General features: G+C 41.9%; 17 protein-coding genes and 2 tRNA genes. All 19 read right to left on the bottom strand.

The features are described 5' to 3' along the window. Positions 1-6: 6 nt before the first annotated feature. Positions 7-1,005 carry a serine/threonine protein kinase gene (locus tag MOJ78_RS00500; RefSeq protein WP_370529752.1) on the bottom strand — a complete coding sequence of 333 codons (999 nt, stop codon included), beginning with the start codon at positions 1,003-1,005 and terminating at the stop codon, positions 7-9. Further along, positions 977-1,717, bottom strand: a complete 741-nt coding sequence (locus MOJ78_RS00495) for a vWA domain-containing protein (protein WP_304979318.1) — start codon at positions 1,715-1,717, stop codon at positions 977-979. Before MOJ78_RS00495 ends, MOJ78_RS00500 begins: the two co-directional genes overlap by 29 nt. 98 nt (positions 1,718-1,815) lie before the next feature. Continuing rightward, positions 1,816-4,305, bottom strand: a complete 2,490-nt coding sequence (gene spoIIE / locus MOJ78_RS00490) for a stage II sporulation protein E (protein ID WP_304979317.1) — start codon at positions 4,303-4,305, stop codon at positions 1,816-1,818. 657 nt (positions 4,306-4,962) lie between these two features. Further along, a tRNA-Glu gene (locus tag MOJ78_RS00485) sits at positions 4,963-5,037 on the bottom strand. A gap of 25 nt (positions 5,038-5,062) precedes the next feature. Beyond that, positions 5,063-5,139, bottom strand: a tRNA-Met gene (locus MOJ78_RS00480). 201 nt (positions 5,140-5,340) lie between these two features. Continuing rightward, a complete protein-coding gene (locus tag MOJ78_RS00475; RefSeq protein WP_304979316.1) occupies positions 5,341-5,766 on the bottom strand; it encodes a S1 domain-containing RNA-binding protein in 426 nt (141 codons plus the stop codon). Between the two features lie 159 nt (positions 5,767-5,925). Beyond that, positions 5,926-6,294 carry an FtsB family cell division protein gene (locus tag MOJ78_RS00470; RefSeq protein WP_304979315.1) on the bottom strand — a complete coding sequence of 123 codons (369 nt, stop codon included), beginning with the start codon at positions 6,292-6,294 and terminating at the stop codon, positions 5,926-5,928. Between the two features lie 11 nt (positions 6,295-6,305). Then, on the bottom strand, positions 6,306-6,896 hold the full coding sequence (gene yabQ / locus MOJ78_RS00465; protein WP_304979314.1) for a spore cortex biosynthesis protein YabQ: 591 nt from the start codon (positions 6,894-6,896) through the stop codon (positions 6,306-6,308). After that, positions 6,893-7,210: a sporulation protein YabP gene (gene yabP / locus MOJ78_RS00460; protein ID WP_304979313.1), complete on the bottom strand. Its 318-nt coding sequence runs from the start codon at positions 7,208-7,210 to the stop codon at positions 6,893-6,895. Before yabP ends, yabQ begins: the two co-directional genes overlap by 4 nt. Positions 7,211-7,475: 265 nt before the next feature. After that, a complete protein-coding gene (locus MOJ78_RS00455) occupies positions 7,476-7,742 on the bottom strand; it encodes an RNA-binding S4 domain-containing protein (RefSeq protein ID WP_304979312.1) in 267 nt (88 codons plus the stop codon). Continuing rightward, the gene (locus tag MOJ78_RS00450) at positions 7,743-8,015 is read right to left on the bottom strand and encodes an HU family DNA-binding protein (RefSeq protein ID WP_304979311.1); all 273 of its coding nucleotides are present in this window, start codon (positions 8,013-8,015) and stop codon (positions 7,743-7,745) included. A gap of 91 nt (positions 8,016-8,106) precedes the next feature. Next, a complete protein-coding gene (mazG, locus tag MOJ78_RS00445; RefSeq protein WP_304979310.1) occupies positions 8,107-9,597 on the bottom strand; it encodes a bifunctional methyltransferase/pyrophosphohydrolase YabN in 1,491 nt (496 codons plus the stop codon). Then, positions 9,590-11,194, bottom strand: coding sequence for a putative polysaccharide biosynthesis protein (locus tag MOJ78_RS00440; RefSeq protein ID WP_304979309.1), 1,605 nt, complete (start codon positions 11,192-11,194; stop codon positions 9,590-9,592). The genes mazG and MOJ78_RS00440 overlap by 8 nt, the downstream gene beginning before the upstream one ends. 171 nt (positions 11,195-11,365) lie before the next feature. Continuing rightward, positions 11,366-11,545 carry a hypothetical protein gene (locus MOJ78_RS00435; protein WP_304979308.1) on the bottom strand — a complete coding sequence of 60 codons (180 nt, stop codon included), beginning with the start codon at positions 11,543-11,545 and terminating at the stop codon, positions 11,366-11,368. A 91-nt stretch (positions 11,546-11,636) separates the two neighbouring features. Continuing rightward, the gene (gene spoVT / locus MOJ78_RS00430; RefSeq protein ID WP_304979307.1) at positions 11,637-12,173 is read right to left on the bottom strand and encodes a stage V sporulation protein T; all 537 of its coding nucleotides are present in this window, start codon (positions 12,171-12,173) and stop codon (positions 11,637-11,639) included. A gap of 235 nt (positions 12,174-12,408) precedes the next feature. Continuing rightward, the gene (gene mfd, locus MOJ78_RS00425; protein WP_304979306.1) at positions 12,409-15,942 is read right to left on the bottom strand and encodes a transcription-repair coupling factor; all 3,534 of its coding nucleotides are present in this window, start codon (positions 15,940-15,942) and stop codon (positions 12,409-12,411) included. A 121-nt stretch (positions 15,943-16,063) separates the two neighbouring features. Continuing rightward, positions 16,064-16,294: an anti-sigma-F factor Fin gene (locus MOJ78_RS00420; RefSeq protein WP_304979305.1), complete on the bottom strand. Its 231-nt coding sequence runs from the start codon at positions 16,292-16,294 to the stop codon at positions 16,064-16,066. 59 nt (positions 16,295-16,353) lie between these two features. Further along, a complete protein-coding gene (gene pth, locus MOJ78_RS00415) occupies positions 16,354-16,914 on the bottom strand; it encodes an aminoacyl-tRNA hydrolase (protein ID WP_304981151.1) in 561 nt (186 codons plus the stop codon). Between the two features lie 173 nt (positions 16,915-17,087). Further along, positions 17,088-17,729 carry a 50S ribosomal protein L25/general stress protein Ctc gene (locus MOJ78_RS00410; RefSeq protein WP_304979304.1) on the bottom strand — a complete coding sequence of 214 codons (642 nt, stop codon included), beginning with the start codon at positions 17,727-17,729 and terminating at the stop codon, positions 17,088-17,090. Positions 17,730-17,814: the final 85 nt, after the last annotated feature.

Genomic DNA, 17,814 nt, shown 5'->3' with positions numbered 1-17,814 from the left:
TTGCCGCTACATGTGGCCAATAAGGTAAATTGCATAAAAGGCAAACATAAAAAGGAAGATGAGTACGGTTTCCAAGGCTCCGCGACGTTTTTTTATTTTTTTCTGCTGATAACGCACATGCACGTGTCGATTGCTTGGTCGATGCGTGTTCTTTGGTTGTTTTGGTTGTTTTGGTTGCTTTGGTGTCGGTACAGATGATGTCGTTTTGGAATAATAGGAAAGTAAATCATCTTTCATATCCTGTGCTGTTTGGTATTTTCCATTGATTGCTTTATAGAGAACATTCCTATATTTCCGCAACCACCGATCTCGTTCTATGTACCTTTTTAACTGCTCCCATCCGCCCTCTTTTTTGTCAAACCGGGATGGGTATGCAAAGTTAATGATGATCATCGCGACAGCAAAAAGGTCGTAGGATGGATCTGCACGTCTCGAACCGAGCCCCCAAAAGCCACGATCGAAAAACTCAGTATATTCTTTAATTGCTCTTCCGATCATCGTGGTCCCGCCGACATCCAACCAACGAATTTTTGGAGGGGGTCCTGAAATAAGAAGATTGTCCGGCTTTAAGTCGCCAAAAACCCACCCTGCCTTATGCAGATCGCTCAAATCCCCGAGTAATTGGATCAGGATGATACCAAACCATTCATCCTTCCGTTGCTTCATAAATGAAAACAGTGTGTCTCCCTGTACATATTCCATTACATAAAAGGGAATGGACTGCTGCGAAATGTTCCAATCATCCATTTCGATAAAAGAAGGCCCAAGCTTTTTTCCCTGGACCTTTGATAAATGTTTGAGAACATTCACTTCAGATGTAATCGATAAGCTGTCCCTGCTAACCTTTAGTGCTACCTTCGTCCCATTTCCTCGTGCCAAATATACCGTTCCGGTCGCGCCTGACCCGAGTTCCCGAAGTATCGTATATTGATGCTTATTCCATTTTCCAGATATGACTGTACCTGGATTGATGTTATTAACTTCCGGATTCTTCGATGTATTCATCATATCCACCTAGCAGCTTGCGTTTTGAACGTTTTTCTGAAAACAGTTCAAGTGCCTCTCTCAATGCAGGACCGGTCGGTGTAATCCCACCTGTTGAGATCTTTTTGAAGGTTTTTACAAGCGAATCAAGCCGAGTATCCCAATCCATAAGCTGATCAATCGATTGTCGTTTGCCTGGAAATGCATAGATTGCAAATGAATTATTCCCGGTCCTTGAATTCAGCGAAATTGAAAGATCGATCAACGATTCTTGGACGGTAGGGAGTTTATCATCCATACTTGCCGAAATATCAACTAAAATAAGCACTTCAAGGTCTACTGTTTCGCCAATTTCATCCACGACTTCCATAACCTCTCCCCGCTTATCCGGTGGAAGGTCCTCCATTTGCTGCCCATCACCGAGGATATGAGTCAGCTCCTTATTGATCAGGCCGTGGATTGTCTGAGTCATCGCTTTTTGGGTAACCATCTTAACGGTTTGTGAAAGCTGGTTCGCATACACGATTTGACTGATTCCGCCCCCACTCATGGCGATATCCTCAACCTCTTTTAGACCATGTTCACTATACGTCTCATTTTGAGATAAAATACCGATAACATTGACTGAGATTCCCTTTTCCTTCGCCAGTGCCGCAATTGCCACCGGATCCTCACCGTGGTTCGAGCATCCATCCGTAATCAGCAATATTTGCTTCAATGTTCCTTTACTCATAATAAATCCCCTCTCATTGAATAATTATTACCATGATGGTCAAGGAGAGGGGCTTTTATACTTTGATAGGAGGTTCAAACTATATTTTCACAAGGCTTTCAAGCTTGTTTTCGGATTACCTTCCTGCGTTGCGGGATCGTCGACCACTTCGGAATGTTCCGTTGGATTTTTGTAACGACTACCGTCATGTCATCATCAATTTCGCCGCTGTCCGTTCGAATTACTTCCTCAAGCAACAGGTCTGCGATAATCTGAGGGTCATCTGAGTCAATTTCTCGAATTTTTCGCTTCATCCATAACTCTTTATTTTCAACATGCTTAGGTCCTTCGAAGATCCCGTCGCTCATCATGACGAGAAGGTCACCTGCCTTCAGTTCATCGCTTACAACCTCCACATCAAATTCTTCAATAATCCCCATCGGAAGGTTACTCCCTTCGATCATCCTTACCTGTCCACTTCGTTTCACAAAGCTCGGGCTTGAACCGATTTTCAAAAACCGGACAGATGCATCCTGAAGATCAATCATTGCCAAATCCAATGTCGAAAATACCTCATCGGTCGTCCTTAGGGCTAATACAGAGTTCACAGACTTGATTGCGGTCGTTTCATCGATGCCGGATTGGAGAATCTTTTGCAGTAATTTCAATGTTTCATTGCTTTCGAGATGGGCGCGCTCTCCATTCCCCATTCCGTCACTTATTGCAACCGCATACTTCCCGGCTCCAAGCTCAATCATCGAATGACTGTCACCGGAAACCCATGCCCCTCCTTTCGCTGCACTCGACACCCCTGTTTCTACGATGAAATTTTGAGCAGAGCTGAACAAAACATGACAGTACCCATTCGGATAAGCAGAGCATTCTTCATTTTTTACGATCACCGTTTCCTCCAAAATATCGGATAAAAGGGGGGCGATCACCTTTTCTGATTCCCCACGCCCATTGCAGTAAGGAATGCTCATCTCTATGTCAACACTCCCTTTATCTAGAGAGTAGATTTCGATATTCCCAACCTCGAGACCAATATCATCAAGTGCTTCTTTAATTTGTTCTTCTTGAAGTTGATGATTTTCGCGTTCTCTTTGAATTTCTTTTGCAAAATTATCCATAACTTGAGAAACACCATGTAGTTGTTCTGCAACAAGTCGTCTACTCTCTTTTACCTGTTGTTTCAGTTTAATATTGGCATGATATTGACCAAGCTCATATTGAATCGTTTCCCCCACTTTTTTCGACCGGACACAGTGACGTTCCCATTCCCGCTGTAAGCCTCTGTCTTCGAGCTTTCCTTCCGGTGTGGTTTCAGCCATTATTTGCGTCATGAAATCGTAGGTTTTATCAAAGTTATTCACCCAGCAATGACGTTTTTTAAAGCAGGTTTGACATGTTTTTTCCGTTACATTTCCGAGAAACATATCCAACTCACGTTTCTCCTCATCTTCCTTTACACCTAACGTCCCAGCAGCCGAAAAACTATTTGACAGCACTTGGAACAAGTTAGAGAATTGTTCGACTCTATGTGCAGTTACATCGCGAATTTTCCGTAAATATTGTTGTTGTTCTTGCGTATATTCTTTTGTTCCGGGTATGTAGCGGGAGATTTTCGAGATTGCATTGTTCGGTGTGAGGAAGAACAACGCCATTGCAACACCCGATTCTAATAGGGTTTTTGTTAAAATTACATTTTCAGACCCATACAATCCGAGTAATAACGTGCCAATCAGCAGACCGATACCCACACCAATTTTCTTGCCCTCTTTTAAAAGACCACCTAACAAGCCAGAGAAAGCAAGCAAGCTCATTTGATAGAGGCTGTCGATGTTAGCTAGTCCAAGAATAAGGCCAGTCACGACTCCGACCGTAGAACCGATCGCAGCCCCGCCTACTATCGCAAAGACCAGCACCAAATAGCGTGAAAGAATATGTTCGATTGATAGATCATAGATTTGCCAGCCGATCGTTCCTGTCATAACAGAAGCTAACAATATAATAAAACAGACGATTTCTTCATTTTTTAACGAATGTTGAATCTTCCTAAGTGAAAGAAGCGGTATGCTTTGTAAAAAAATCATTGTAAGAATACTACTGAGACCCGCTTCAATTGTAACCATCAACAGCGTCCCAGTCGTAATCGGTTCTGAAGAAAAGGATAACAAGCTCATCCGCGTTATAAAGCTTGCTGCAAACACCGTAATCGGTAAAATCTTGTAATTGGTTTTTGCGAGCTTCGTAATGATAGAGTGGAGAACAAAGAAGACAATTAAACCGATACAGACAAATAAGCCCGTCTTATCAAATGTTGTTAAAGCGCCTGTTATTAAGGCAACTGCCGCAACACCCGCCCGCTCAGATTTAAGCAGAAGTACCGCTCCAAAAAACGGTAAAGCAAATGGGGATATTTCAGATAGGATGAGGGCTCGTCCAAGCAAAAAACCAGTACAGAACAACAATACACTCCAGTGGAGAAAAACGCGTTCTACCTTTAGCTTTGTCTCTTTTGTCTGCAACGTTACGTTCCGTTTTAATTTTTCTACAACTACGATCCTGCTTAGTATGTCGCTGCTTTCCGATCCTACCTTATGAATCATCCGTTGCACCACCCGTTAATAGATTTGTGCTCTCTATTAAAACACGAAGTTCATTCATAATTTGTCAAACCATCAGATTCTACTAAAAAAACTTCTCGACGGGTTTTGATGTTCGACGTCATTATGATTCATTTTTCAAATAGGTCTATTGGATGATTAGGAAATCGTTAATGTTCGAAAAAGGCTTGTACAAAGGGGTTGGGGGGTAAGGGTGTGCGAAAGGAAAAATATGGCGAAGTATTAAAGACCATTGCATTTTTTGTACTTTTAAAAAGGAACCTAAGCGGTTTTCCTTCGCTCAGTTTTTTTCCGAAGCTTAGCAGAAGGTAATTAGGTTAAATATTGGACGATTGCGATTGCGATGAATAAATCGAAAAAATTATTCAGTTGAGTGCAATTTAGGTTAAAAATGCAAATTTTGCGTAAGTTTAGAGTCGTTTTGGGAGATTTACAAGCATTCACCTTATCCAAAAACGCTGATTCAACCACGGAATTCGATATATCGGCCGCAAATCATAATATATCGGCCACACATAGTAAAAAGGTCCTGAATCGGCATTGCGCTCTTGCTGAAAACATATCTTCCTAAAAAAGCACAAAAAGGACCGACCTCAAAAAGGTCAGTCCCTATTCGAATTTGCTTATTGTTATGTATAATGGTGACCCCTACGGGATTCGAACCCGTGTTACCGCCGTGAAAGGGCGGTGTCTTAACCACTTGACCAAGGGGCCATTCTATTAATCTACTATTATAAAATGGTAGCGGCGGAGGGGATCGAACCCCCGACCTCACGGGTATGAACCGTACGCTCTAGCCAGCTGAGCTACACCGCCAAAACAAATATCTTTTAAAAGACACAACAAGAATAATACAAGATTATAAGATTCAAGTCAATAGTTTTTTCGACAAACATTTAATGGTATTCGATTCCATAAAAAAGAGACTGATTTGGATCAGCCTCTTCGTACTTGATTGTGCTAGCGTTTCCGATCAATGAACAATTTTTACTACAATCGGCAAGCAGCAGATATTGGTTAACCCCGGCGTGCACCGCGCCCCCCTCGTTTGGATTCGGTTTGCCTTTTGAGAGAAGTTAAACGATCCTCACTATCCTTTAAGAAACGATTCAATTTGTCCTCGAAGGATACGATTTCAGTGTTCGGTCTTCTCGGCTTTCCTCCTCGACCACGTGGACGATCTGATCTTGGCTTAAATTGCTTTGGTTGCTCTTTTGCCTTCTTAATCGAAAGCCCGATCTTTCCAGTTGGATCAACATTGATGACTTTGACTTCAACCTCATCCCCTACTGATAGATGTTCGTTGATGTCCTTTACGTAACGATCGGCAACCTCGCTGATGTGAACCAACCCGGTGATTCCATCTGGCAGCTCAACAAATGCTCCAAAATGGGTAATACCTGATACTTTTCCCTGTAATTTGCTGCCCACTTCAATTGTCATGTAAAAATTGCTCCTCCTTAAAAATTAAAAAACTCAAATTTACTAAAAGTCTGCGTTCAAAAATCACTTTTTGAACATCCTTTTAAACTCTGTGCTCAAGCCCATGAATATCCTCTATATTATACATCCCTTAAAAATAGCGTGTCAACGAGTGTCTTCTTAGTCTTCAGAGACTTTAAAGATCGTCTCTCCCGGCTTGGACATGCTGTGATCTCTGCGTGCAACTTCACCAATGTACTCCGGGTCTTGTAGTCTATTCACTTCTTCTTTAAGTTGTGATTTTTCTTTCGTGACTTCCTGTAATCGTTCCACAGCCTTTTGACGCTCTTCCTTTTTCTCTGCAATTACAGCTGATTGGGAGGTGATCGTAGATATCATGACGGTGAAAATGATGACGACAAGCACACCAAACGCAGTTAAACGGCGGATCAACCCTTTTTTCCGACGGACTACCCGTTGTTGCTTGAGATTTTCTTCTTTTACATAGTTTTCATTAAGGGCAGTTACTTTGCCGTTTCGCTGTACCATCCTGAACCTCCTTACCTTCTCAGTTTTCCAATCCAACTCTTCACAGTATTCGTTGACTTCCTTATAATTCCTGCTACACCTTTTAGATTTGTCCAAATTTTTTTCGGAATTAAGCGTAACAATAGCCTTCCAATCAGTTTTAATGGGTAAATAAGGATCCCTGTTATAAAAAGGAGTACGGATAATAGAAGTCTACCTATCATTTTACTGAAGCCAACGAGGAGATTCAATATTACTTTTGCAGGATTGTAAACTAGGATGGTAAAGGTCCTTCTTATCAAACGAATGATACCGATTGTTATCTTGATGATCCGCTCTAACAGTCTTTTATAAAGGGATTGTAATAAGCCCTGGTAACAAGCAAAGCCACAAAGAAGCGCGAGAAAAATGATGACACGAACCTCGCCTCTATTCACTTGCAGCAAAACATAGAAGATGATCAACGCTTGTAATACCCAGAATAAAATGTCGTTGATGAAGCGTAGCCAGTTCCAGCGTTTGCCTCTTGGGTGGAATCGATGATACGTATCTAATGTTGCACCAAGCCATATACCGCTTCCGATCATAGCAAGTATCGTATAGAACTGAACTGTGAGTGTCATTTGAATAGCTTGCTAAAGAATCCTTTGGATTTATCACCCTGTTGCTGATCGAGGTAAACCAAATCATATACTTTACCTTCGATGGAGACAAGGCCTTGATCCAGGTTAAGATTTTTCATTTTTAGGTTGTAACCTCTTACAGCTAGAAAGCCCATTGAGGTTTCCAACAGGAATTCTTCATTATCAAAGCTCTCAACCTGCTTTACACCTGTTATATCCAGTGCTTTCCTGCCACGCATTTTGACGTCGTGATCAGGTGCTGTTGTGGTGGATTTATTGTAGGACTGTCCATTGTAATCATAATATTGATCCATAGAGACTCCCCTCCTAATGGTTTGTACCAATGTATGAAAATGGAGGGGAAATTAGAACAAGCAACATTAGGCGCTGGAGTTAGACATCATATCTTCACCGCAAAATTTTAAACCTTTTAGCCATTCAAAAAAGACACCGGATACCGCTCCGGTGTCTTCAAAACCCCTGATAATAAATATCCTTTTTTTGGAGATGTACCTCTTCTTATACATGTTCTTCCGCAAACTTACGATTCACTTAAGACAGTGAAGCTGAGCTTAAAAATTATACCTCTTCCTGCGTTCGAGTCTCGCTTAAGACAGTATACATTGAGGCTGCATCCTCTTTTTTTGTGGTCTCTTTAAGTTGTTCAACCTGGATCGTGACGATCTTTTGCCCGAATCGGATTTGAAGCTCATCCCCTGGTTGAACAGTTGAGGAAGCCTTAGCGGCGTTCCCATTAATCAGGATTCTACCTTGATCAGATATTTCCTTTGCGACTGTCCGTCGCTTGATCAGGCGGGAAACCTTTAAAAACTTGTCTAAGCGCATTTATTTTACTGCGTCTTTCAGCTTGTTTCCTGCACGGAATGCCGGAACAGTAGATGCTGGGATGTTAATTGTTTCACCGGTTTGTGGGTTGCGACCAGAGCGGCTTGAACGCTCTCTTGTTTCAAACGTTCCAAAACCAACGAACTGAACCTTGCTTCCATCTTTAAGTGCACCTGTGATTTCTGAAAGAACACCATTTACAACCGTTTCTACATCTTTCTTTGTCATACCAGACTTTTCAGCGATATTCGTAATCAAATCGTTTTTGTTCATCTGTATGTACCTCCTCTTGGTTTCTTACCTTGTTTGATAGACAGATTCGTACGCTAGGCGCGGTCTCTGTCCATTCCAACAATAAATTTCTCTAAAAATCCGTTGATTCCTTCTTTTTCGGTAAAATTTTTGCTTGTTCCCAAAGGACATCCATTTCTTCTAGGTTTGTTTCATCAAAAGAAATCCCTTGTTTCGTCAGTTCTTGCTCGATATAACGGAACCGGTCATAAAACTTCCGATTCGTGCGTCCGAGGGCCAGCTGGGGATCAACCTTATAATAACGAGCAAGATTCACGAGTGCAAACAAACAATCTCCAAACTCAGCCTCCATCCTGTCCCTATCACTATCATCGACTGCATCCTGAAACTCTTTAAGCTCTTCATGAATTTTATCGTGGATCGGCTCAGCCTCTTTCCAATCAAATCCTACTTTCGCTGCTTTCTTTTGCAATAGCTCAGCCCTCGTTAATGTTGGGATACTTTTAGAGATAGTGTCTAGGAGCGATTTGGATTCTTGTTTATCATTGGATTTCTCGGCTTTTTTAATCTCATTCCATACTTCCGTCACTTCTTCTGGTGAAGAGAGCTTTTCGTCTCCAAAAACGTGCGGGTGGCGGCGGATCATTTTTTCAGTGATTGATTCAATCACATCCTCAACTGTAAAATAACCCTCATCCTCACCAATTTGCGAATGAAGCATGACCTGAAGCAACACATCACCAAGCTCTTCTGCGAGATGGTCATCATCTTCTTCATCAATCGCTTCGATTACCTCGTACGCTTCCTCAAGCAGATACTTTCGTAAGCTTTCATGTGTTTGTTTCTTATCCCAAGGGCAGCCGTTCGGTCCTCGTAACGTACGAATCACGTCTTTAAGTGTTGAGAATTCCCGGTTTAATAGAGCAGAGTCCTTAATCGGTGCCAAATAAATGGCTGTTAAATTATTCACTTCGACATGACGGTCCAGCTCATACAATGGGACGGTCACAAGCGATTCCTGTTTCGTGCCTGCTGCCGTAACCACAGTAACCGGATAGTCATCTGAATATCGTTCCATCAATAGCAGTTTTACATGTGAGGCTGTAAAGGAATCATACACCTGTGCAATGATAACGTGCTGCTGTAAATTAGGCTGTTCCGCAGTTAGTGAAACTCCGTCTAAGAGCTGGAATCCTTCGATCGGATCGATTTGCAGCACCTGAAACATTGCGTCCAGAAAGCTTTGCCCCCCATTCAAAACGACACTTGCTTGTTGATCATTTTTTTCCTGTAAAAGCAGTTGGACCGTTTGTTCTGCGACAAGTGGATGTCCAGGGACCGCATAAACAATGCTGTTCGTTTCAGACTCCTTCCAGAGCTGGTTCACAATCTCCCGGTAAACACTGCTAAAATCGGACGCCTGTTCATATAGGTGGTCGAAGCTTTTAAACTCTATTCCCTCGTTTTCAAGCTCCTTTACGACTGGATGTTCCTTTGTTCTTAAAAATAAGTGAGGCGCTTCTTTAAGCTGTTTATAAACTCCGAGTGGCATTTGTTCCAAGTCTCCTGCTCCGAGTCCTATTACCGTAATCGTATTACCCATTCCCACCGATCCTTTCCTTGTATAGCAAGCGAAGTAGAGCTTGTCCTTTTGGAAGCATCGCAATCTCTTCCTTTTTCCAAACATTCTGGTACAAGAGCGCTTTTACAAATACGATCCCACCTACCATTACGCTAGATAGTGCAACAAAACCTGCATAGGTTCTGCCTTCAAGTGTGTACAGCACCATCCAGAGCTCTTTCCACAAAGATGTAGCAATCGCCATTAGGACAAGTGCGGTTATGACCTTCCAGCTATAAAAACGTTGGCTTTTAAACACATCGGTCAAACGATCGATCATTATCATATTTAAAATGGTTACGATTGCCGTCCCGATTACCGTTGATAGTGCACTACCAGCAATTCCAAACATCGGAATCAGTACACTGTTCAATAATCCTTTTACGATTAACGCGACAAAAATGAACAGTACTGGATAACCGATTTTCCCGAGTCCTTGTAAAACCGCCGAAGACGTGATGGCGAGTGATCCGAACAATATTGCTGCACTAAGCAGTCCTAATGCAAACGATCCATCTGCATCCTGATACAAAAAAACATTTGTCGGAACGATGATGACAGAGAGACCGACCGCCGCAGCTCCACCGAATATAAAACTAAATTTGAGTGAGACGCCTGTAAATGTTTTGATCTGGGCATTGTCGTGATTTTGTTTTGCCTTAGCAATAAAAGGAATGAGTGGTAATGCCATTGCGGTTGCAATTACGGTTCCTAATTGCAATAGGGGCTGTCCACGGTCAAAAATCCCTTTGCTCACTATTGCTTCTCGCAAACCTGCACCTGATTCTAATAGAGCCGGTACGACTTGAAACGCATCAATCAACTGGAACAATGCGAGCATGACAGTGGTGACACAGATTGCAAAACCACCCTTTAATAATACCCATAGGGTAGGAATCATCCGGGACGTCTTTAAGGAGTTGATATTAAATGGTGTACCACCCTCCAGATTTCTAACATATAAAAGCAAGACAACGACTGACACTAGGCTTCCGACTAATCCGCCAAAGATCGCACCACTACCAACAGAATAATGGTCTGAGCCCTGAGAGACCAACCATACAGTCAATAGAATGATCATACTGACCCGAACAAATTGCTCAAGTACCTGCGAAACAGCAGTTGGTACCATTTCTCCTTCCGCTTGGAAATATCCACGTGTAACTGAAAGAATAGGTACAAACAAAAAGGCAAATGAAGCGACCTGCAATGGTTTCGTAAGCATCGGATCATGCATGAATCCTGAAATGACCGGAGATATGCTGTAAAGGGTCACAAATAACCCAACGAAAAAGAGACTTAAGCCTGTAAATGAATTTGAAAGGATATCTTTTATATCGTTATCGCCTGTATGCTCCGAAAGTAATTTTGATAGCATTAACGGGAATCCATATAGGCTCAGTGCAAATGCGATTGCATAAAAAGGATAAACCTGCTGGTATACATAAAGTCCGAGATCACCAGCAATGTTTTGATACGGAATTCGGTAAAAGGCACTTAGTACCTTTACGAGTATAGCTGCACCGGAAACGATAAACGTTCCTCTCCAAAACGATTTTTGTATATCTGTTTGATTCAACTTCTAACACCGCCTACAGCTCGACAATAATAGCCACATTATACCACATTTCAAGCCAGGAGCCCTTTTGCAGGAAAGACAACCGGCATAGGAGTTTTATGCTAAAGAATCATTCATTTTGTGATATCGATGATCCATTAAAGGAACTCTCCATCAATAAAGTTGATCTGCTCAAATCAAGCCTTCATGACTTCCGCGGCCGACGAGATTTTTCGTACTCTTGAATGCATTTTGTGCGGTAAAAGGAAACGATTCTGCCTCTTTCGTACCCTTAACCTGATCTTTTGCACGAAAAGGGAACGATGTGCACTCAATGAGGTTATCGAACTGCTGTTTTTGCACTTTTATCATGTCATAGCGGCCTCTCATATAAAATAAAAAAAGAAATGATCTGCAACGGGCTGAATCCCGTACAGATCATCCTTGTTTTTCCTAACATCCTTTATTGTTCCATCTGTTTAGCTAAAAATCCAGCTGCTGTTTCAGCAAGCTTTTGCTCAGTATCACCGACCTGCTTGTCCGTTTTTGAAAGTAAAATAACTGCACCGATCGGATCTCCATTGGCTACAATAGGGGCGATGACATGAGAGAGCGATTCACTATTACCATCGACGACCTCAACCGAGGATGGCTGCGGTGAAACAACACTTTTACGATCGTTCATCGATGTTTCAATCACCTTCCCAATACTTTTGTTCTGGTAATCCTTTTTGCCCCCACCTGCGACTGCGATAAACGTATCTCGATCTGATATTAATGTAATATGCTGGGTATGCTCATATAATGATTCAGCGTACTCCTGTGCGAAGTCCCCAAGTTCACTAATAGGGGAGTATTTCTTTAAAATCACTTCACCTTCTCGATCAACAAAAATTTCAAGCGGATCTCCCTCTCGTATCCGTAATGTTCTACGAATTTCCTTTGGAATAACGACCCGTCCAAGATCATCGATTCGACGTACGATACCTGTGGCTTTCATTCTTAGATGCCCTCACTTTCTATCGTTGCATGATAATGGAGAAACAATGGCATTTATGGTATAGCAGAAGAAAAATACCATTTCTTTTTCTTTAGTATCCGTACGTTATGCCAATCTATTCACAGAAAACGGAAAATTTTCTTGTTCGAAAAGCTAAAGCACTCTGCATGTGCGTAAAAACTTGAGGACATAACAACTATGCAGCAATCGTTTAATGCATCCTTACCTTCAAGCCTTAGGCTTGGACGGGTTCCTTTTTAGCATTGGGAAATTGATTCATGACCGTTTCAATCGTATCCAGTAACTTTGAATCGGATAAATGGCGGCGGTTGATCAGAACCTTGATTTGTTCCCCTGCCATACCGAGGTTCACATGGCGACCAATTTTATTAACAATTTCAAACAATTTACTTCCATCAATTCGTAATGTAGCTTCTTTTGATAAAAGGATTTGAATTTGGTGATTTTTAATTTTTTCAACCTTCAGCACTTTTTCCTTTTGAGCAAGCATTTTGATACGTGAAACAGAGAATAAGTTCGCAACCTGCTCTGGGTAATCGCCAAACCGATCAATCATCTCATCTTTAAGGTCCATCACATCATCTAGGCTGTTTATTGCTTTAAATCGTTTATACATGTCGATCTTCTGTTTTTCGTCACTTATATAGAGAGAAGGAATGTAGGCGTCTACATCGATATCCAATTCCAGGTTGACCGTTACTTCTTTCGGTTTATCCCCTTTTCGTTCCTCAATTGCCTCTTTAAGCATCTGGGAATACAAATCAAAGCCGACAGAATCGATAAAGCCATGTTGTTGAGCACCAAGAAGGTTACCTGCCCCACGAATAGTTAAGTCCCGCATCGCAATTTTGAATCCAGATCCTAATTCCGTGAATTCCTTGATCGCCTGTAATCGTTTTTCTGCGACCTCAGTAAGAACTTTGTCACGTTGATACATAAAGTAAGAATACGCAACCCTATTGGAGCGACCGACACGACCACGAAGCTGATACAACTGGGATAAGCCCATTTTATCGGCATCATGGACAATCAGTGTGTTTACGTTCGGGATATCAACCCCGGTTTCAATGATTGTCGTACTGACAAGAACATCATAATTTCCTTCTAAAAAGTCGATCATCACCGCTTCAAGCTCGTTTTCTTTCATTTGTCCATGTGCGTAGGCGATTCTTGCGTCAGGAACGAGCATCGAAATTTGCTCAGCCATTCGCGAAATCGATTCGACTCGATTGTATAAAAAGTACACCTGACCGCCTCTTGAAAGCTCACGCTCGATTGCCTCACGAATCATATTGCCACTGTATTCGACAACATACGTCTGTACAGGAAAACGATTTTCGGGCGGAGTCTCTATAACTGAAAGATCCCTCACACCGAGCATCGACATATGGAGGGTACGAGGAATCGGTGTTGCTGTCAATGTAAGTACATCGACGTTCGTCTTCATTTGCTTAATTTTCTCTTTATGTGTCACACCAAACCGCTGTTCTTCATCGATGATGAGTAGGCCCAGCTCTTTGAATTTCACATCTTTTGAGAGTAGACGATGTGTACCGATGACAATATCGACGGTTCCCTGCTTTAACCCCTTTAGCGTTTCCGTTTGTTCTTTTCGGGACCGGAACCGACTGAGAGACTTGATCGTCACTGGAAATTCTGCAAAACGTTCCTGTAACGTCTCGTAATGCTGCTGAGCAAGAATCGTAGTCGGAACAAGCAAAGCAACCTGCTTCCCATCGTGAATCGCCTTAAAGGCAGCTCGAATCGCTACCTCCGTTTTTCCATAACCAACATCACCGCATAAAAGCCGATCCATAGGACGCTCTTTTTCCATATCCTCTTTAATTTCGTCAATAGCCCTTAATTGATCCTCTGTTTCTTGATATGGAAAAATGCTTTCAAATTCCTGCTGCAATCCACCATCCCTTGAAAAAGCAAAGCCTTTCGCAGCTTCCCGCTCTGCATAAAGCTTAATCAGGTCATCAGCGATATCCTGCACAGACGACTTGACTTTATTCTTAACCTTTTTCCAGTCGCTTCCCCCAAGCTTGTATACTTTAGGCTCACTGGCTTCAGATCCTACGTACTTTTGTACTTGGTCGATTTGTTCTACAGGAACGTAAAGCTTATCATCCCCTGCGTATTTTAAATGAAGATAATCCTTATGGACACCATTGATTTCAAGCGTCTCTATGCCAAGGTATTTTCCGATTCCATGGTTAATATGAACGACATAATCTCCAACCTTAAGCTCAGAATAGCTTTTAATTCGTTCAGCGTTGGACATTTTTTGAGGTCGTCGAGGCTTTTGGGATTTCTTAGTGAAGACTTCCTCCTCGGTCAACACTACGAGCTTTTGCATTGGAAGCTCAAAGCCCCCATTCAAATCTCCAATCATGATTTGATTTTTTGATGAAATGATCCGGGTCTTCCCTTCGACAATTTCGGCACTAATATTATAATCAGCCAATACTCGCTCAAGCCGTTTTGCCCGATCATCATTTGCAGCAAGAAAAACGACGGCAGCCTTACTTTTATGCCAGCGTTCAATCTCAGCCTTAAGTACGTTAAGCTGTCCGTGAAAATTCTGCATCGACTTACAGGTCATATTAACGATATTTTGCGGGTTCGTATGCGGTACATGTCTGAGAAATAAGGATAAATAAACAAAGTTCTTTTTGCTATGCTGCAATAACATCTCATACTGATGGGATAAAGTAACCCCGGATAACATCTCGCCTTGATTCAACAGCGTCGTCTGCCATTCCGCCTCTTCTTTTTCCAACTGAGAAGAAGTATCCTGGATCCGGCTGATTTCATCCATGATGACGACGGTTTTTTCCGGTAAATAATCTAGTAAACTAGCGGGTTGATCGTAATAATAAGAAATGTATTTATAAATTCCCTGGAACGTTTGTTTTTGCCGAAGCTGTTCCACCTCATAACCGATGTGCTCAGCTAACTTTTCTTTTACACGATCATCCTTAACCTTTTTTAACGAACGAGCCAAGCCTTGTTCAATCTCTGAAATGCCCTTTCGGTATTGTTCCTCGAAAAGTAAAATTTCAGCTGCAGGTCCTATCGAAACGTTATCCATTTGCTTCTCAGAACGCTGTGTTTCGACATCAAAAAACCGAATTGAATCAACTTCAGTATCAAAAAGCTCTATACGAACCGGCTGTGACTCTGTAAATGGAAAGATATCTAGAATTCCACCCCGAATACTGAATTCTCCCTGCGAAGCGATCATACCCGAACGCTCATAGCCGATTGCTACTAACTTATCCTTCAATTCATCAAGGTCGATATCCGTGCCGACCTCAAAGCCAAGCTGACTATCTTTCCAAACCGAGCGTGGTGGAATGATCCGTCTAAGTCCAGCGATCGGTGTAACGATAATCCCCTTCGCTTGTTTGCTCAACCTGTTTAGTACGTCAAGCCGCTGTGATTTTAATTCAGGGCTTGCAATCGCAATCTCAGCAGATGTCAAATCGTTAACAGGATATAACGAAACCTCTTCCTCACCTACCAGTTCAACAAGGTCTTCGTATAACTTTTGTGCTTGAAAAAGGTTATGGGTCACGACCAGTTGAGGAGATTGATTCGTTTTGTATAGGCAGGCCATCATCATTGTCCTGGCAGACCCGGACAGGCCTGATACGAGTTGTTCCTTCAATCCTTCTTTCATTCCGGATACAAGAGATTGGAAATCGTCTTGATCGCAAAAATGATGAAGCAATCCTTGCATCATTTTCTCTCCTTCCTTTTGGCCATTGCATTACATTCTATTATAAAAATTTTTTTGTGCTTCCTAAACGTGTAAAAAAATCAATACGAAAGGCCTTGGTTGATCAAACAACCAAAGCTCATTACTGTATAAAAGAATCAAGTGCATGGTAATCTGGATTTTTGATTAACATCTCATAACAATCCTCACAGATGGACTTCACATGTAATTGTCCATCTTCATCGTATGATAAATACTCCTGTCGTTCATTCTCCGAAAGGTGGTCGAACCCTAGATTAACAGTATTGACAGAATCAACATCTATTTTTCCAATAGGAGTACGACAGTGCTTACATGAGTAATAAATGTTCAACAGCTGATCCTCCTTCACGACTCGATACTACCATTATGGTCGTGAAGCGTCGTTTCTATTCAACCGTTATACTGATTCATTACTTGGGTAAACGGGAGCTTCACCCAATCTTCGCATGCTTCTGTTGAACGCTGTAGTGCTTCATCAATCTGCGGTCTTTGGTCGGGGCGGAAGGTTTTCAACACATAATCTGGAACGGCTTCACCAACCTCAGGTCGACCGATACCGATACGTACCCTTTTAAATTCCTGAGTACCTAGATGCTGGATAATCGATTTCATCCCATTATGACCTCCGGCGCTTCCTTTTCCCCTTAAACGAAGCTTTCCTGGAACTAGATCTAAATCATCATAGATGACTAAAAGGTCCTCTACATCTACATTATAATAGTTCATTAAAGGAACGACAGAATCACCCGACCGATTCATGTAGGTTAATGGCTTTAGTAAGCATATTTTATGCTCCCCAACATTTCCTATTCCAAACAACCCATTAAACTTTTGCTTATTAAGTGGAATCGAAAGTCTCTCGGATAATTGATCGATCACCTTAAAACCAACATTATGTTTTGTGTTTTCAAATTTAGCACCCGGATTACCCAGGCCGACTATCACTTTCATTTCATCGAACCCTTCCTTTTTCCACCGCTGCAAAATTTTATTGAACATGGCATTATACTCCTTCTAAATCAGTAAAGTAAATGTTCAACCAACCTCTTTTAGTACTATTAACAGTATGCTTGAACACACAAAAAGGCGCAACCCACACGGCTGCGCCTCGTATTCCACTATCATTATTCCTTATCGTTCTCTTCACCCTCTGTTTTATCACTTTCCTTGATAACTTCAGGTTCTGCATCCGTTTCCTCTGCTTCCTCTTCCTCCGGTTCCTCAGTAGGTGGTGTTACAGAAACAACGACCTCTTCTGGATCTGTCAGAATTTGATAAGATGAATTTTCTATTAGGTCTGCTACCGTAAATGCATCGCTGATGTTCAATTCTTCGACGTTAACTTCAATTTCACTTGGAATGTCTGCAGGTAAAGCCCGAATCGAAACATCGTGTAAGAAATGCTGAACGACTCCGCCTTCTTTCGCACCAGCGGCTTCACCAACGAGGTGGATCGGTACATCAGCATCTGTTTCTTCATTCAGGTTGATCTCTTTGAAATCCGCATGAATGATCAAGTCTTTCAAATGATCCATTTGGAGATCTTGGACCATTACAGAATGCTTGCTTTTATCCACTGTTAATGTAATAACGCCATTGATGCCACCTTCACGAACTGTCTTAACGAAGTCAAGCCGATCCAATGAAATGGGTTGATTACTCCCTTTTCCATAAAACACTGCTGGAAGCTGTCCCTCTTCACGTAATTTTTTCGTAGATGAACGCGTGAAATCATTTCTTTTGTTAGCAGTTAAATTCAATGCCATAACGTAATCCCCTTCCTGTATCAGTTTAAAAATAACTATCTATGTTCCAAAAAGTAGGCGAATCAGAAACAAGAAGTTCAAGGCG

Source organism: Alkalihalobacillus sp. AL-G (assembly GCF_030643805.1).
In the GTDB taxonomy this organism is placed as follows: Bacteria; Bacillota; Bacilli; order Bacillales; family Fictibacillaceae; genus Pseudalkalibacillus.
This window is presented reverse-complemented; position numbering and strand designations above follow the sequence as displayed.